At 70.7% G+C, this 14,641-nt stretch carries 12 protein-coding genes; all 12 read left to right on the top strand.

Translation table 11 applies throughout. From position 1 onward, the window contains the following. The first annotated feature begins 140 nt into the window (after positions 1–140). A complete protein-coding gene (gene thrB / locus AC069T_RS24280; protein WP_358854056.1) occupies positions 141–1,070 on the top strand; it encodes a homoserine kinase in 930 nt (309 codons plus the stop codon). Between the two features lie 391 nt (positions 1,071–1,461). After that, entirely contained in the window at positions 1,462–3,594 is a 2,133-nt protein-coding gene (gene rho, locus AC069T_RS24275; protein ID WP_478784712.1) for a transcription termination factor Rho, read from the top strand. Positions 3,595–3,767: 173 nt separating this feature from the next. Continuing rightward, on the top strand, positions 3,768–5,579 hold the full coding sequence (locus tag AC069T_RS24270; protein ID WP_478784711.1) for a trypsin-like serine protease: 1,812 nt from the start codon (positions 3,768–3,770) through the stop codon (positions 5,577–5,579). Between the two features lie 207 nt (positions 5,580–5,786). Beyond that, complete coding sequence (locus AC069T_RS24265; RefSeq protein ID WP_478784710.1) at positions 5,787–6,926, top strand: LCP family protein; 1,140 nt, start codon at positions 5,787–5,789, stop codon at positions 6,924–6,926. 169 nt (positions 6,927–7,095) lie between these two features. Continuing rightward, positions 7,096–7,317 (top strand): 50S ribosomal protein L31, encoded by a 222-nt coding sequence (gene rpmE / locus AC069T_RS24260; RefSeq protein ID WP_010984345.1) that lies wholly within the window; start codon positions 7,096–7,098, stop codon positions 7,315–7,317. Positions 7,318–7,455: 138 nt separating this feature from the next. Beyond that, positions 7,456–8,532 carry a peptide chain release factor 1 gene (prfA, locus tag AC069T_RS24255; RefSeq protein WP_476754773.1) on the top strand — a complete coding sequence of 359 codons (1,077 nt, stop codon included), beginning with the start codon at positions 7,456–7,458 and terminating at the stop codon, positions 8,530–8,532. Positions 8,533–8,626: 94 nt separating this feature from the next. After that, positions 8,627–9,466, top strand: a complete 840-nt coding sequence (gene prmC / locus AC069T_RS24250; protein ID WP_478784709.1) for a peptide chain release factor N(5)-glutamine methyltransferase — start codon at positions 8,627–8,629, stop codon at positions 9,464–9,466. A 53-nt stretch (positions 9,467–9,519) separates the two neighbouring features. After that, complete coding sequence (locus AC069T_RS24245; RefSeq protein ID WP_478784708.1) at positions 9,520–10,167, top strand: L-threonylcarbamoyladenylate synthase; 648 nt, start codon at positions 9,520–9,522, stop codon at positions 10,165–10,167. Positions 10,168–10,219: 52 nt separating this feature from the next. Further along, positions 10,220–10,867: an arsenate reductase/protein-tyrosine-phosphatase family protein gene (locus AC069T_RS24240; RefSeq protein WP_388786697.1), complete on the top strand. Its 648-nt coding sequence runs from the start codon at positions 10,220–10,222 to the stop codon at positions 10,865–10,867. A 97-nt stretch (positions 10,868–10,964) separates the two neighbouring features. Then, complete coding sequence (locus AC069T_RS24235) at positions 10,965–12,203, top strand: serine hydroxymethyltransferase (RefSeq protein WP_478784707.1); 1,239 nt, start codon at positions 10,965–10,967, stop codon at positions 12,201–12,203. Positions 12,204–12,332: 129 nt separating this feature from the next. Then, a complete protein-coding gene (locus tag AC069T_RS24230) occupies positions 12,333–13,670 on the top strand; it encodes an MraY family glycosyltransferase (protein WP_478784706.1) in 1,338 nt (445 codons plus the stop codon). A 281-nt stretch (positions 13,671–13,951) separates the two neighbouring features. Continuing rightward, positions 13,952–14,389: a hypothetical protein gene (locus AC069T_RS24225; RefSeq protein WP_478784705.1), complete on the top strand. Its 438-nt coding sequence runs from the start codon at positions 13,952–13,954 to the stop codon at positions 14,387–14,389. Positions 14,390–14,641: the final 252 nt, after the last annotated feature.

Below are 14,641 nucleotides of genomic sequence, written 5' to 3'. Positions count from 1 at the left end.
CTTCCTTCGATAGGCTGTACCGAACCCGCCCGCCGCATATGCCGCGGAGCGCGCCGCGCCAGCGGCCCACGGGTCCTTCGCACGTATCGCAGTTCATCGACATCTCGTACATCACGCAGCTCAAGGAGAGTCATCGAGCGATGGCCGGTCCAGCCTTCCGCGCCGCCGCCGTCCGGGTGCGCGTCCCCGCCACCAGTGCCAACCTCGGCCCGGGCTTCGACGCCCTCGGCCTGTCACTGGGGCTCTACGACGACGTGGTCGTCCGGGTGGCCGACTCCGGGCTGCACGTCGACATCGCCGGCGAGGGCAGCGAGACGCTCCCGCGCGACGAGAGCCACCTGCTCGTACGCTCCCTGCGCACCGCCTTCGACCTGCTGGGCGGACAGCCCCGCGGTCTCGAGATCGTCTGCGCCAACCGCATTCCGCACGGCCGCGGCCTCGGCTCCTCGTCGGCCGCCATCTGCGCGGGCATCGTCGCCGCGCGTGCCGTGACCATAGGAGGGGACGCCCGGCTCGACGACACGGCCCTGCTGGAGCTCGCCACCGAGATCGAGGGCCACCCCGACAACGTCGCGGCCTGTCTCCTCGGCGGCTTCACGCTCTCCTGGATGGAGAGCGGCGCCGCGCGGGCGATCCGGATGGACCCCGCCCGGTCCGTCGTTCCGGTGGTCTTCGTGCCCGGCAGGGCGGTGCTCACCGAGACCGCGCGGGGACTGCTGCCGCGCACCGTCCCGCACGTCGACGCCGCCACCAACGCGGGCCGCGCCGCGCTGCTCGTCGAGGCCCTGACCAGGCGCCCCGAGCTGCTGCTGCCCGCCACCGAGGACCGGCTGCACCAGGAGTACCGCGCCCCGGCCATGCCGGAGAGCGCCGCTCTGGTGGAGCGGCTGCGGGCCGACGGCGTGCCCGCGGTGATCTCCGGCGCGGGGCCCACGGTCCTGGCGCTGGCCGACGACGCGACCGCGGACAAGGTCGCCCACCTGGCGGGCGAGGGCTGGGCCGCCAACCGGCTGGACCTCGACGCGCAGGGTGCGAGCGTGCTGCCGCTCGCGCCCACCGGCACCCACTAGGAGCCACGGTTGCCGGATTTCGAGAGGGGGAATGTTTGTTGGATCCGGTAGTGTTAACCTCAAGTCTGCACCCGACCCCGCCACGGCGAGGTGCTTCGTGTCCCCGTCCGGGACAACCATTCTTCCGGGAGCCTCCCAAGCCGCACGGTGTTTCGTACCTCGTACGACAACGCTGAGCGGTTTGCCGAGCACGCTCCGGAACCGGCGTGACCGAGCCGCGTGACACAGGCACCGAGTGCCACGGCTCCGGGAATCGTCATCACCAGATATCTCTTCCGCCGCTTAGGCGGACCACCGCCCCGGCACGGTCCACAGAGACAGGACCAATCCGGACAGCACAACCGGTCGCCGAGCCAGACAGGCCGACGTCCGCTCCAGGGAAGGACCCTTCGTGAGCGACACCACCGATCTGATGGGCGCACGTGTCGAGGAGACCGCTGCCGCGCCCGCCACGGACGCCTCCGCGCCTGCCGCCGGTGCCGGCTCCCGGCGGCGCCGCGGCACCGGCCTCGACGGCATGGTGCTGGCCGAGCTGCAGCAGGTCGCATCCGGCCTCGGCATCAGGGGCACCGCGCGTATGCGCAAGAGCCAGCTGATCGAGGTCATCAAGGAGGCGCAGGCCGGGGGAGGCGCGCCGGCGAAGACCGCCGACGCCGCCGAGACCAAGCCGAAGCGCCGCGCCACCTCCAAGGCCCGTACGGGTGACGAGGCCGCGCCCGCCGCGAAGTCCGCCGACAAGCCGGCGGAGAAGGCCGGCAAGGCCGCCGAGGCGGCCGTGGCCCAGCAGCAGATCGAGATCCCCGGCCAGCCGGTGGGCGGCCCCTCCCGCGACGGGGGAGACGACGCCCCCGCGGGCGAGCGCCGCCGGCGCCGGGCCACCGCCGAGGCGGGCAGCCCCGAGACGGTCGCCGCCGAGGCGAAGAGCGAGCCCAAGGCCGAGGCCTCCGTCGACGCCGGTGACGGCGGCGCCGAGGGCCGCCAGGGCCGTCAGGGCCGCCGTGACCGGGACCGGGGCGAGCGCGGTGACCGTGCCGAGCGCGGCGAGCGTGGTGACCGTGCCGAGCGGGGCGAGCGTGGTGACCGTGCCGAGCGCGGTGGCCGTGACCGCGACCGTGACCGCCGGGGCAAGGGCGACGACCAGCAGCAGGGCGGCCAGGCCGGCCAGGGCGGCGGCGGTCAGCAGCGCCAGGACCGGCAGGACCGCCAGCAGCAGGGCGGCGGCCGCCAGGACCGCCAGGACCGGCAGCAGCGCGACAACGGCCCGCAGGACGACGACGACTTCGAGGGCGGGCGCCGCGGCCGCCGCGGGCGTTACCGCGACCGCCGTGGCCGTCGTGGCCGTGAGGAGTTCGGCCCCAACGAGCCGCAGGTCGCCGACGACGACGTCCTGATCCCCGTCGCGGGCATCCTCGACATCCTCGACAACTACGCGTTCATCCGCACGTCCGGCTACCTGCCCGGTCCGAACGACGTGTACGTCTCCCTCGCCCAGGTCCGCAAGAACGGCCTGCGCAAGGGCGACCACGTCACCGGTGCGGTCCGCCAGCCCAAGGAGGGGGAGCGCCGCGAGAAGTTCAACGCGCTCGTCCGCCTCGACTCCGTCAACGGCATGGCGCCCGAACACGGCCGCGGACGCCCGGAGTTCAACAAGCTGACGCCGCTGTACCCGCAGGACCGCCTCCGTCTGGAGACGGACCCGGGGGTGCTGACGACCCGGATCATCGACCTCGTCGCGCCGATCGGCAAGGGCCAGCGCGGTCTGATCGTGGCCCCGCCGAAGACCGGCAAGACCATGATCATGCAGGCGATCGCCAACGCGATCACGCACAACAACCCCGAGTGCCACCTGATGGTCGTCCTGGTCGACGAGCGTCCGGAAGAGGTCACCGACATGCAGCGGTCGGTCAAGGGCGAGGTCATCTCCTCGACCTTCGACCGTCCGGCCGAGGACCACACCACGGTCGCCGAGCTGGCGATCGAGCGCGCCAAGCGTCTGGTGGAGCTGGGCCACGACGTCGTCGTGCTGCTCGACTCGATCACGCGTCTGGGCCGTGCGTACAACCTCGCCGCGCCCGCCTCCGGCCGCATCCTGTCCGGTGGTGTCGACTCGACCGCGCTGTACCCGCCGAAGCGCTTCTTCGGTGCGGCCCGCAACATCGAGGACGGCGGCTCGCTGACCATCCTCGCCACCGCGCTGGTGGACACCGGGTCCCGCATGGACGAGGTCATCTTCGAGGAGTTCAAGGGCACCGGCAACGCCGAGCTCAAGCTCGACCGCAAGCTCGCCGACAAGCGCATCTTCCCGGCGGTGGACGTCGACGCGTCCGGCACCCGTAAGGAAGAGATCCTGCTCGGCAGCGACGAGCTCGCCGTCACCTGGAAGCTGCGCCGGGTGCTGCACGCACTCGACCAGCAGCAGGCGATCGAGCTGCTTCTCGACAAGATGAAGCAGACGAAGTCGAACGGCGAGTTCCTGCTGCAGATCCAGAAGACGACGCCGTCGCCCGGCAACGGCAACGACTGACGTCAGAGCGCACGAACCGCCGAGGGCCGCCCCCGTCACGAAGGTGACGGGGGCGGCCCTTTGTGCTGCTCGGGGCCGGTGTACGATCGCGACTTCATCTTGAGTCGAAGAAGTCTTCGATTGTTGTTCGACGGCGCTTCGCTCTCAACTCTTGACTCTGTGGGGGGACTTGAGTGGGTACAACCACGTCCGGAGCCGGACGGCACAGACGCCGGATCCGCATAGCCGTCCCGTTCGCGGCGGCCTCTCTCGCGGCCGCCGTCGCCGGTGCGCTCCTGATGTCGTCCGCGGACGCCGCCACCGCGCTGCCGAAGCCGACCGTCAAGCCCGCCACCAGCTCGGCGACGCTCGCCGAGCTGACGGAGCGGGTGGCGGGCGCCGTCGCCGGTGACGACACGGCGGGTGAGACGCCGAAGAAGTCGTCGCTCAGCGCCGGGACGAGCGCCGCGCGAATCGACCCGAAGATCATCGGCGGCACCGAGACCACCATCACCTCCGCTCCGTGGATGGCGCAGCTCTGGTACCACGACAAACAGGGCACCTCCGACGAGAGCGACGACCTCGGCTTCTTCTGCGGCGGCGCCGTCATCTCGCCCACGAAGGTCCTCACCGCCGCGCACTGCGTCGACGGCTACGACTGGCACGCCAACGGCGCCGTCATCACCGGCACCTCGCAGCTGCCGACCACCGACGAGGCAAACGGCACCGACCTGCACGGCGGCACCGTCTCCGGCGTCTGGCGCCAGTGGGACCACCCGTCCTACAGCGAGTCGACGATCGACAACGACATCGCGGTCCTGACCCTGCCGAACCCCGTCAGCGCCAAGCCGATCCGCATGACGACGTCGGACGACACCGCGTCGTACACGGCCGGCACCAAGGCCACCCTCTTCGGCTGGGGACGCACCACCTCCACCACCGAGGACATCTCCGAGACGCTGAAGACCGCGACGCTGCCGATCCAGTCGGACAGCGCCTGCGCCGGCTACTACGGCAGCGACTTCGTCAAGGGCCACATGGTCTGCGCGGGCGAGCAGGCGACCGGCAGCGACGCCGGCACCACCTCCGCGTGCAACGGCGACTCCGGCGGCCCGCTCATCGTCGGGGGCCGCATCGTCGGTGTTGTCTCCTGGGGTGTGAAGGACTGCGTGCAGGAGGGGGCGTACAGCGTCTTCTCGAAGGTCAGCACGTACGCCGGGGCCGCGTACCCGCGCGTCGAGGACAGCAACCTCAGCGGCGACCACAAGGCCGACCTGTTCCTGCGCCAGGCCTCCGACGACGAGGGGTTCGAGAAGGACTCCAAGGGCACCACGTTCGCCGCGCGCGAGTCCTGGGGAAGCTGGAGCGGCGTCAACGTCATCCTGCAGACCGACCTCGACCGTGACGGCTACCAGGACATGGTGATCCGGCGCAGCGCGGACGGCGACGTGTTCTGGCAGCACTACGTGCCCGCCAGCGGAACCTGGGCGACCAAGCAGATCTTCGACAACTGGAAGACCCGCACCCGCACCGTCGCCCCCGGCGACGTCACCGGGGACGCCCTGCCCGACCTGCTCTCCGTCGACTCCGCCGGCTACCTGTGGATCTACCCGGGCAAGGGCAACGGCTCCTTCTCGGCCCGCGTCCAGGTGAGCTCGGGCTGGAACCAGTACAACTCGGTCCGCGGACACGGCGACTTCACCGGCGACGGCAAGGCCGACCTGATTACCCGCAGCAAGAGCGGCTCGTACGTCTACCTCTACAAGGGCACCGGCAAGGCGGGCACCGGAGCGTTCTCCGCCCGCGTCAAGGTGCGCACCTGGAGCGGCTACAACGCCTTCGACGCCCCGGGTGACGTGACCGGCGACGGCAAGGCCGACTTCCTGGCCCGCACCCCCGGCGGCACGCTCTACCTGTACAAGGGCACCGGCAAGGCCACGTCCGAGATCTTCGCCACAAGGATCACGGTCGGCACCGGTTACGAGAAGTACGACATCTTCGCCTGAAAGCGCAGGTGAGCGCGGATCCGCCGCGGCTCACCGGTCACGCACTGTGCCCACCGCTCCACGCGGTGGGCACAGTGCGTTGTGCAACCCTTTCCCGGGTTTCCCCGTCTGACCGTACGGAGTCACCATGGACCGGTACGAGTCACGACAGACCGGGCCCAGCCCTGAAAGCAGGGGGTAACCGAGCGCACAAGGACTGAGGAGCACATGTCTGCCGAGAGCACGCCGGTACCCGGTACACCTCCGGAACGCGAGCCGAGCGGCCCCCGCCACCGCGCCCCGGGCCGCCGCCGCGACACCGACGGCAAGCGGCGCAGGGGCGTGCTCGTCGCGGCCTGGACCGCGGCGGGCATCCTCGTCCTCGGCGGCACCGGCGTCGGGTACCTGTACGTCAAGCTCAACGGCAACATCAAGAGCGTCGACATCAACCAGGCCCTGGGCGGCGACCGCCCCCTGGACGTCGACAACGGCTCGCAGGACATCCTCGTCCTCGGCTCCGACACCCGCTCGGGCACCAACAAGAAGCTCGGCGGCGGCACCGACGACGGCACGGCCCGCTCGGACACGGCGATGGTCGTGCACGTCTACAAGGGCCACAAGAGAGCCAGTGTCGTGTCGATACCGCGGGACACCCTCATCGACCGGCCGTCCTGCACCGACGCCGAGGGCGTCGGCCACGACGCCGCGCGGGACGTCATGTTCAACTCCGCGTACTCCACCGGCGGCGCCGCCTGCGCGGTCAAGACCGTCGAGTCGCTGAGCGGCATCCGCATGGACCACTACGTCGAGGTCGACTTCAGCGGCTTCCAGAAGCTCGTCGACGACCTGGGCGGGGTGGACATCACCACCACCAAGGACATCTCCGACCCGGACAGCCACCTGGAGCTGAAGGCAGGCAGCCACACTCTCGACGGGAAGCAGGCGCTCGGCCTGGTCCGTACCCGGCACGGCGTCGGCGACGGCTCCGACCTCGGCCGCATCCAGCTCCAGCAGGCGTTCATCAGGGCCCTGGTCGACCAGGTCAGGGACCTCGGCGTGCTGACCAGCCCGAAGAAGCTGTACGACGTCGCCGACACCGCCACGAAGACCGTCACCACCGACTCGGAGCTGGCCTCCGTCAAGGCCCTCGCCTCCTTCGCCGGCGGCCTCAAGGGCATCAGCGCCTCGAAGATGACCATGGTGACGATGCCGGTCCGGTACGACAGCGCCAACGCCAACCGCGTCCTGGTCGAGAAGACCAAGGCCGAGCAGGTCTGGACGGCGCTGAAGGACGACCGCGCGATCCCGGAGTCGGCCACCGAGGGCACGGCGACCGGCGAGGCCAAGGGCGTCGTCAGCTCCGGCTGACCGGCCGGGGCAGTCCCCGGACCCTCCGGGAAGCCCCGGGGAATAGATCGTCCCCCACCCCGGTTTTGGGGGATGCGCCCAGTCCTGGCAGACTGGTACGTCGGCCCCGGTTCACGCACCCGCATCCCGCGGCGGCGACCCGGCGCCCTCCCGAAACTAGGAGACACCCTTGAAGCGCGACATCCACCCCGAGTACGTCGAGACGCAGGTCAGCTGTACCTGTGGCGCGTCGTTCACCACCCGCAGCACGATCTCCAGCGGCACCGTCCGCGCCGAGGTCTGCTCCGAGTGCCACCCGTTCTACACGGGCAAGCAGAAGATCCTCGACACCGGTGGCCGTGTGGCCCGCTTCGAGGCCCGCTTCGGCAAGGCTGCCGCTGCCAAGAAGTAGCGAGCCCACAGCGCCGGTCTCCGGTGTCCCCGAGCAGGGGACGCCGGGACCGGCGCTTTGCGGTGCAGCCCCCATTCGTCGTAGTACCAACGTCCTCACGCTCGTACCGGAGCCGGGGACAGTCCATTGGAGCCGGAGATGTTCGAGGCGGTCGAGGAACTCATCGGCGAGCACGCCGATCTGGAGAAGAAGCTCGCTGACCCGTCGGTCCACGCCGACCAGGCCAACGCGCGCAAGCTCAACAAGCGCTACGCCGAGCTGACCCCGATCGTCGCGACCTACCGCTCCTGGAAGCAGACCGGGGACGACGTCGGGACGGCGAAGGAGTTCGCCCTCGACGACCCCGACTTCGCCGCCGAGGTCAAGGAGCTGGAGAAGCAGCGCGAGGAGCTCACCGAGAAGCTCCGCCTGCTGCTGGTCCCGCGCGACCCCAGTGACGACAAGGACGTCATCCTCGAGATCAAGGCGGGCGCGGGCGGCGACGAGTCGGCCCTGTTCGCCGGCGACCTGCTGCGCATGTACCTGCGCTACGCCGAGCGCGTCGGCTGGAAGACCGAGATCATCGACGCCACCGAGTCCGAGCTCGGCGGCTACAAGGACGTCCAGGTCGCCGTGAAGACCAAGGGCGGCAACGGCGCGACCGAGCCCGGCCAGGGCGTCTGGGCCCGCATGAAGTACGAGGGCGGCGTGCACCGCGTGCAGCGCGTGCCCTCCACCGAGTCGCAGGGCCGCATCCACACTTCCGCCGCCGGCGTGCTCGTCACGCCCGAGGCCGAGGAGGTCGACGTCGAGATCCACGCGAACGACCTGCGCATCGACGTCTACCGCTCCTCCGGCCCCGGCGGTCAGTCCGTCAACACCACCGACTCCGCGGTGCGCATCACGCACCTTCCCACCGGAGTGGTCGCCTCCTGCCAGAACGAGAAGAGCCAGCTGCAGAACAAGGAGCAGGCGATGCGTATCCTGCGCTCCAGGCTCCTCGCGGCGGCCCAGGAGGAAGCGGAGAAGGAGGCCGCGGACGCCCGCCGCAGCCAGGTCCGCACCGTCGACCGCTCCGAGAAGATCCGCACGTACAACTACCCGGAGAATCGCATCTCGGACCACCGCGTCGGCTTCAAGGCGTACAACTTGGACCAGGTGCTCGACGGTGACCTCGACGCCGTGATCCAGGCGTGCGTCGACGCGGACTCGGCGGCCAAGCTCGCCGCCGCGTAAGGACACGTACCAGCCAGACCGTACGACAACAGCTCAGTCCCGGAGGACCAGCGTGCAGCAACATTTTGGGGGGCGACCCCCGAACCCCCGCAGCGTGCTGCTCGCTGAAGTGGCCCAGGCCACCCAGCGGCTGGCCGACGCAGGCGTGCCCTCGCCGCGCAACGACGCGGAGGAGCTCGCCGCCTTCGTGCACGGCGTGAAGCGGGGCGAGCTGCACACCGTCAAGGACATCGACTTCGACGCCCGGTACTGGGAGATGATCGCGCGCCGCGAGGCGCGCGAGCCGCTGCAGCACATCACGGGCCACGCCTACTTCCGCTACCTGGAGCTCCAGGTCGGCCCCGGCGTCTTCGTGCCCCGGCCCGAGACCGAGTCGGTCGTCGGCTGGGCCATAGACGCCGTGCGCGCCATGGACGTGGTGGAACCGCTCATCGTCGACCTGTGCACCGGCTCGGGCGCCATCGCGCTCGCCCTCGCCCAGGAGGTCCCGCGCTCGCGCGTGCACGCCGTGGAGCTGTCCGAGGACGCCCTCAGGTGGACGCGCAAGAACGTCGAGGGGTCCAGGGTGGACCTGCGCCAGGGAGACGCCCTGGAGGCCTTCCCCGACCTCGACGGCCAGGTCGACCTGGTCATCTCCAACCCGCCGTACATCCCCCTCACGGAATGGGAGTACGTCGCTCCGGAGGCCCGCGACCACGACCCCGAACTCGCCCTGTTCTCCGGCGAGGACGGACTCGACCTCATCCGCGGCATCGAACGCACCGCGCACCGGCTGCTGCGGCCCGGCGGGGTCGTCGTCGTCGAGCACGCCGACACCCAGGGCGGACAGGTGCCGTGGATCTTCACCGAGGAGCGGGGCTGGGCCGACGCGGCCGACCACCCGGACCTCAACAACCGGCCGCGGTTCGCGACCGCCCGCAGGGCGATGCCGTGAGCGCGCCCACCGTCTCTCCCAACCAGCAGTACGTGTACGAGGAGGCCCGCTAAATGGCACGGCGATACGACACCAACGACGCGACCGACCGCGCGACCGGGCTGCGCGAGGCCGCGTCCGCAGTCCGCCGTGGCGAGCTCGTGGTGCTGCCGACCGACACCGTGTACGGCGTCGGTGCCGACGCGTTCAGCTCCGAGGCCGTCGCCGACCTCCTGGCGGCCAAGGGCCGGGGCCGCAACATGCCCACCCCCGTCCTCATCGGCTCCCCGAACACGCTGCACGGCCTCGTCACGGACTTCTCCGAGATGGCCTGGGAGCTCGTCGACGCGTTCTGGCCGGGCGCCCTCACCCTCGTCGCGCGGCACCAGCCGTCCCTCCAGTGGGACCTGGGGGACACCCGCGGCACCGTCGCCGTGCGCATGCCGCTGCACCCGGTCGCCATCGAGCTGCTCAACGAGGTCGGCCCGATGGCCGTCTCCTCCGCGAACCTCACCGGCCACCCCTCGCCCGAGGACTGCGACGCCGCGCAGGAGATGCTCGGCGACTCCGTCTCGGTCTACCTGGACGGCGGCCCGACCCCGGGCATCGTCCCCTCCTCGATCGTCGACGTGACCGGCAAGGTGCCCGTGCTGCTGCGCGAGGGGGCACTGTCCGCCGGAGAGCTGCGCAAGGTCGTACCCGACCTCGAGGTGGCGAATTGACAGCCCCTGACTCCCCCAAGCTCCCGACTCCGCTCGACCAGGGGGCACCCCCATGCGTGGCATAGGCACGGGGATCACGGGGGCCAACGGGTCCCCCCAGGGGTCCTTCCGCATCCTCCACGTCAGCACCGGCAACGTGTGCCGCTCACCGATCACCGAGCGGCTGACCCGCCATGCCCTCGCGGACCGCCTCGGCGACCCCCTGTGGGGCGGTCTGATCGTGGAGAGCGCGGGCACCTGGGGCCACGAGGGCGCGCCCATGGAGGCCAACGCCGAGGCCGTCCTCGCGGACTTCGGCGCGGACGCCTCCGGCTTCGTCGGCCGGGAACTCCTCGACGAGCACGTCATCCGGGCCGACCTGGTGCTGACGGCCACCCGCGACCACCGCGCCCAGGTCATCTCCATGGGCCACTCGGCGGGCCTGCGCACCTTCACCCTCAAGGAGTTCACCCGGCTGGTCCGCGCCATAGACCCGGCGACGCTGCCGCCCCTCGACGACGGCGCGGTCACCCGCGCCCGCGCCCTCGTGCGGGCCGCCGCGGCGCTGCGCGGGTGGCTCCTCGCCCCGACCGCGGAGGCGGACGAGGTCTACGACCCGTACGGCGCCCCCCTGCCGTTCTTCCGTTCGATCGGCGACGAGATCAACGAGGCGCTGGATCCGGTCGTCACGGCGCTGACGGGCGTGCCCGCGCGGACCTGACACCGGGCGTGCCCGCGCGGACCTGACACCGGGCGTGCCACCGGTCCCGGTTCTACATTGGACACAAGCCACGCCCCGCCGAGGTCCGGAGTCCACCATGCCGGTCACACCCACGCTCGAAGCGGACGTCCTGCGCCGGCAGGACCCGGAGCTCGCCGACATCCTGCTCGGGGAGCTGGACCGGCAGTCGACCACCCTGCAGCTCATCGCCGCCGAGAACTTCACCTCCCCGGCCGTGCTCGCCGCCCTCGGGTCGCCGCTCGCCAACAAGTACGCCGAGGGCTACCCCGGCGCCCGGCACCACGGCGGCTGCGAGATCGTCGACGTCGCCGAGCGCGTCGCCGTCGAACGCGCCATGGCCCTGTTCGGCGCCGAGCACGCCAACGTGCAGTCCCACTCCGGTTCCTCCGCGGTGCTCGCCGCGTACGCCGCGCTGCTGCGCCCCGGCGACACCGTGCTGGCGATGGGCCTGCCCTTCGGCGGCCACCTCACCCACGGCTCACCCGCGAACTTCTCCGGCCGCTGGTTCGACTTCGTGGGCTACGGTGTGGACGCCGAGAGCGGCCTCATCGACTACGAGCAGGTGCGCGCCCTGGCCCGTACGCACCGCCCGAAGGCGATCGTGTGCGGGTCCATCTCCTATCCGCGCCACGTCGACTACGCCGCCTTCCGGGAGATCGCCGACGAGGTGGGCGCGTATCTGATCGCCGACGCCGCGCACCCCATGGGTCTCGTCGCCGGGCGGGCGGCGCCCAGTCCGGTGCCGTACGCCGACGTCGTGTGCGCCACCACCCACAAGGTGCTGCGCGGTCCGCGCGGCGGGATGCTCCTGTGCGGGAGCGAACTGGCCGAGCGCGTGGACCGGGCGGTCTTCCCGTTCACGCAGGGCGGTGCGCAGATGCACACCATCGCCGCCAAGGCCGTCGCGTTCGGCGAGGCGGCGACACCGGCCTTCACCGCGTACGCCCGTCAGGTGGTCGCCAACGCGCGCGTGCTGGCCGCGGCGCTGGCGGCGCAGGGGCTCGCGGTGACGACCGGGGGCACCGACACCCATCTGGTGGTCGTGGACCCGGCGCCGCTCGGCGTCGAGGGACGCACCGCGCGGGGCCGGCTCGCCGCCGCGGGCCTGGTCCTCGACACCTGCGCGCTGCCGCACGGGGACGCGCGCGGACTGCGGATCGGCACGGCGGCGACCACCACGCAGGGCATGGGCGAGGCGGAGATGGCGCGGATCGCCGTACTGTTCGCGCGGGTGCTGCGGGACGAGACCGCGAGCCGGGCCGCACGTGAAGAAGTACGGGAGCTGACCGGAAGATTTCCGCCCTATCCCGGCTAGGGAGGGGCGGGCGGCGCAGGGTGCACAGCCACTCGTGCAACCATCGTCGCTACCCGGAAGTCCTCACTCATATGCGCGCGAAGCTAGGGTGTGGGGCTGTGATGGCCAGCGAGACCTGTGGGGAAGCCCGTGCGTGAATACCTGCTGACGCTCTGCATCACGGCCGCGGTGACGTATCTGCTGACAGGGCCGGTACGGAAGTTCGCGATCGTGGCCGGAGCCATGCCGGAGATCCGGGCGCGCGACGTGCACCGGGAACCCACTCCGCGGCTCGGCGGGATCGCGATGTTCTTCGGACTGTGCGCGGGTCTGCTGGTCGCGGACCACCTGGAGAACCTCAACGGGGTCTTCGCCAGCTCGAACGAACCGCGGGCGCTGCTGTCCGGGGCGGCGCTGATCTGGCTGATCGGTGTCCTGGACGACAAGTTCGAGATCGACGCCCTGATCAAGCTGGGCGGCCAGATGATCGCCGCGGGCGTCATGGTCATGCAGGGTCTGACGATCCTGTGGCTGCCCATCCCGGGTGTCGGCCTCGTCGCGCTGACCCAGTGGCAGGGCACCCTGCTGACCGTCGCGCTCGTCGTCATCACCATCAACGCCGTCAACTTCGTGGACGGCCTCGACGGTCTCGCCGCCGGCATGGTGTGCATCGCCTCCGCCGCGTTCTTCCTGTACGCGTACCGCATCTGGTACAGCTACGGCATCGAGGCCGCCGCCCCGGCGACCCTCTTCGCGGCGATCCTGATGGGCATGTGCCTCGGCTTCCTGCCGCACAACATGCATCCCGCGCGGATCTTCATGGGCGACTCCGGCTCGATGCTCATCGGGCTGGTGCTGGCCGCCGGAGCGATCTCCATCACCGGGCAGATCGACCCCGACGCGATGAACCTGTTCTCCGGGTCGGAGCGCAACACCGTCCACCAGACGGTGCCCGTGTACATCCCGCTGCTGCTGCCGCTGACGATCATCGCGGTACCGGCCGCCGACCTCGTGCTCGCCATCGTGCGGCGCACCTGGCGCGGTCAGTCGCCCTTCGCCGCCGACCGCGGGCACCTGCACCACCGGCTGCTGGAGGTCGGGCACTCGCACAGCCGGGCCGTCCTGATCATGTACTTCTGGTCGGCGGTGATCGCCTTCGGCGCCCTCGCCTATTCCGTCAACTCGGCGTCCATGTGGATCGTGCTCGGCGTCATGCTGTTCAGCGCGGTCGGGCTGGTGCTGCTCCTGCTGCCGCGGTTCACTCCGCGCATCCCGCGCTGGGCGGAGCGCTTCGTGCCGCCGCGCTACCGCCGGCGGGGGGCCGTCGCCGTCCCGGACGGCGAGGGCGGGCCGTCCGCCGCGTACGCGCCGGGCGAGGAGGAGCACCGCGCCCCGGTCGTCACAGGCGTCTCAGGAGTCAACGGGGCCACGGCAGTTGGGGTCCGGGAGCACCGGCTGGACCGCCGCGGGGCGGGGTCCTCGCGCTGACGCGAGGTAAGAATCCCGCAAGAACGCTGCGCGCAAAGCGGCCCATTACCAGACAAGTTGCCCCCGATTCCGCACAGACGCGCGGAGTAACTCTCATGTGTGACAGCGAGCACACCAACCAGGTAAAGACCTCATCAAATAGTTTGTGATACGGTTCACGAGAACCCGGGATAGAGCCGAAGGGCCGTGATGCGACGGTCTCTTGGCGTGAGGTCCTCACTCGGCCCGGGACTACGCTCGTCCATGACGACACGCCCCCCTTAGCAAGCGGAGTTGCCGCCATGCCGTCCAATGACGCCCGAAACCTCCTGCATACCGCTGTACCCACAGCGGCCGCCGGTGTGCTCGTCGTTGCCGTCAGTGGTGCGGTCGCGGGCGGCCAGGGGGCGCTCGGCGCGGCTGTCGGCACGGTGCTGGCGATCCTCTTCATGGGGATCGGCCTGTACGTCCTGCAGTGGACGGCAAAGACGCTCCCGCAGTTGTTTCAGGCCATGGGGCTGATGCTCTATGTCGCCCAGCTCCTGCTGCTCCTGATTTTCGTCGCCCTCTTCAAGGACACGTCTCTCTTCAATCCGAAGGCGTTCGCGATCGGACTCGTCGTCGCGACCGTCGTCTGGATGGCGGCGCAGGCCCGGGCGCACATGAAGGCCAAGATCTTCTACATCGATCCGGACTCCGAGAAAAGCGAGAAGCCCGAGAAGACCGGGTCGTCGTCGTGAGGGGTAGGGCCGGGATAAAGACGTGCCAGAGACCCTGCTATCGTCCGGTGCCAACTGCGGCATCGCGGGCGCGGGCATCTGAGCTGACGCCTGCTCAATCGCGAGGCTTGATGCCCGACAGCCGCCCCCACATCCGAAACACCAGTCCGGTGCCGACCCGCGGCTGCGCGCCGCGCCGACACAACGAGGTTGCCGTACCTATGCGTCACGCCGAAGGAGCCCGTGGTGAGTGCTGACCAGACCCAGCTCGCC

This window comes from Streptomyces sp. NPDC043867, from assembly GCF_056435845.1.
The sequence above is the reverse complement of the archived record's forward strand: the minus strand, read 5'-3'. Positions and strand labels throughout refer to the sequence as shown.

Bases quoted from the DNA above. Each gene is read 5' to 3' on its own strand.
- AC069T_RS24225 (WP_478784705.1), top strand. From the start codon at position 13,952: ATGCCGTCCAATGACGCCCGAAACCTCCTGCATACCGCTGTACCCACA.
- thrB (WP_358854056.1), top strand. From the start codon at position 141: ATGGCCGGTCCAGCCTTCCGCGCCGCCGCCGTCCGGGTGCGCGTCCCC.
- AC069T_RS24265 (WP_478784710.1), top strand. From the start codon at position 5,787: ATGTCTGCCGAGAGCACGCCGGTACCCGGTACACCTCCGGAACGCGAG.
- AC069T_RS24235 (WP_478784707.1), top strand. From the start codon at position 10,965: ATGCCGGTCACACCCACGCTCGAAGCGGACGTCCTGCGCCGGCAGGAC.
- prfA (WP_476754773.1), top strand. From the start codon at position 7,456: ATGTTCGAGGCGGTCGAGGAACTCATCGGCGAGCACGCCGATCTGGAG.
- AC069T_RS24240 (WP_388786697.1), top strand. From the start codon at position 10,220: ATGCGTGGCATAGGCACGGGGATCACGGGGGCCAACGGGTCCCCCCAG.
- AC069T_RS24245 (WP_478784708.1), top strand. From the start codon at position 9,520: ATGGCACGGCGATACGACACCAACGACGCGACCGACCGCGCGACCGGG.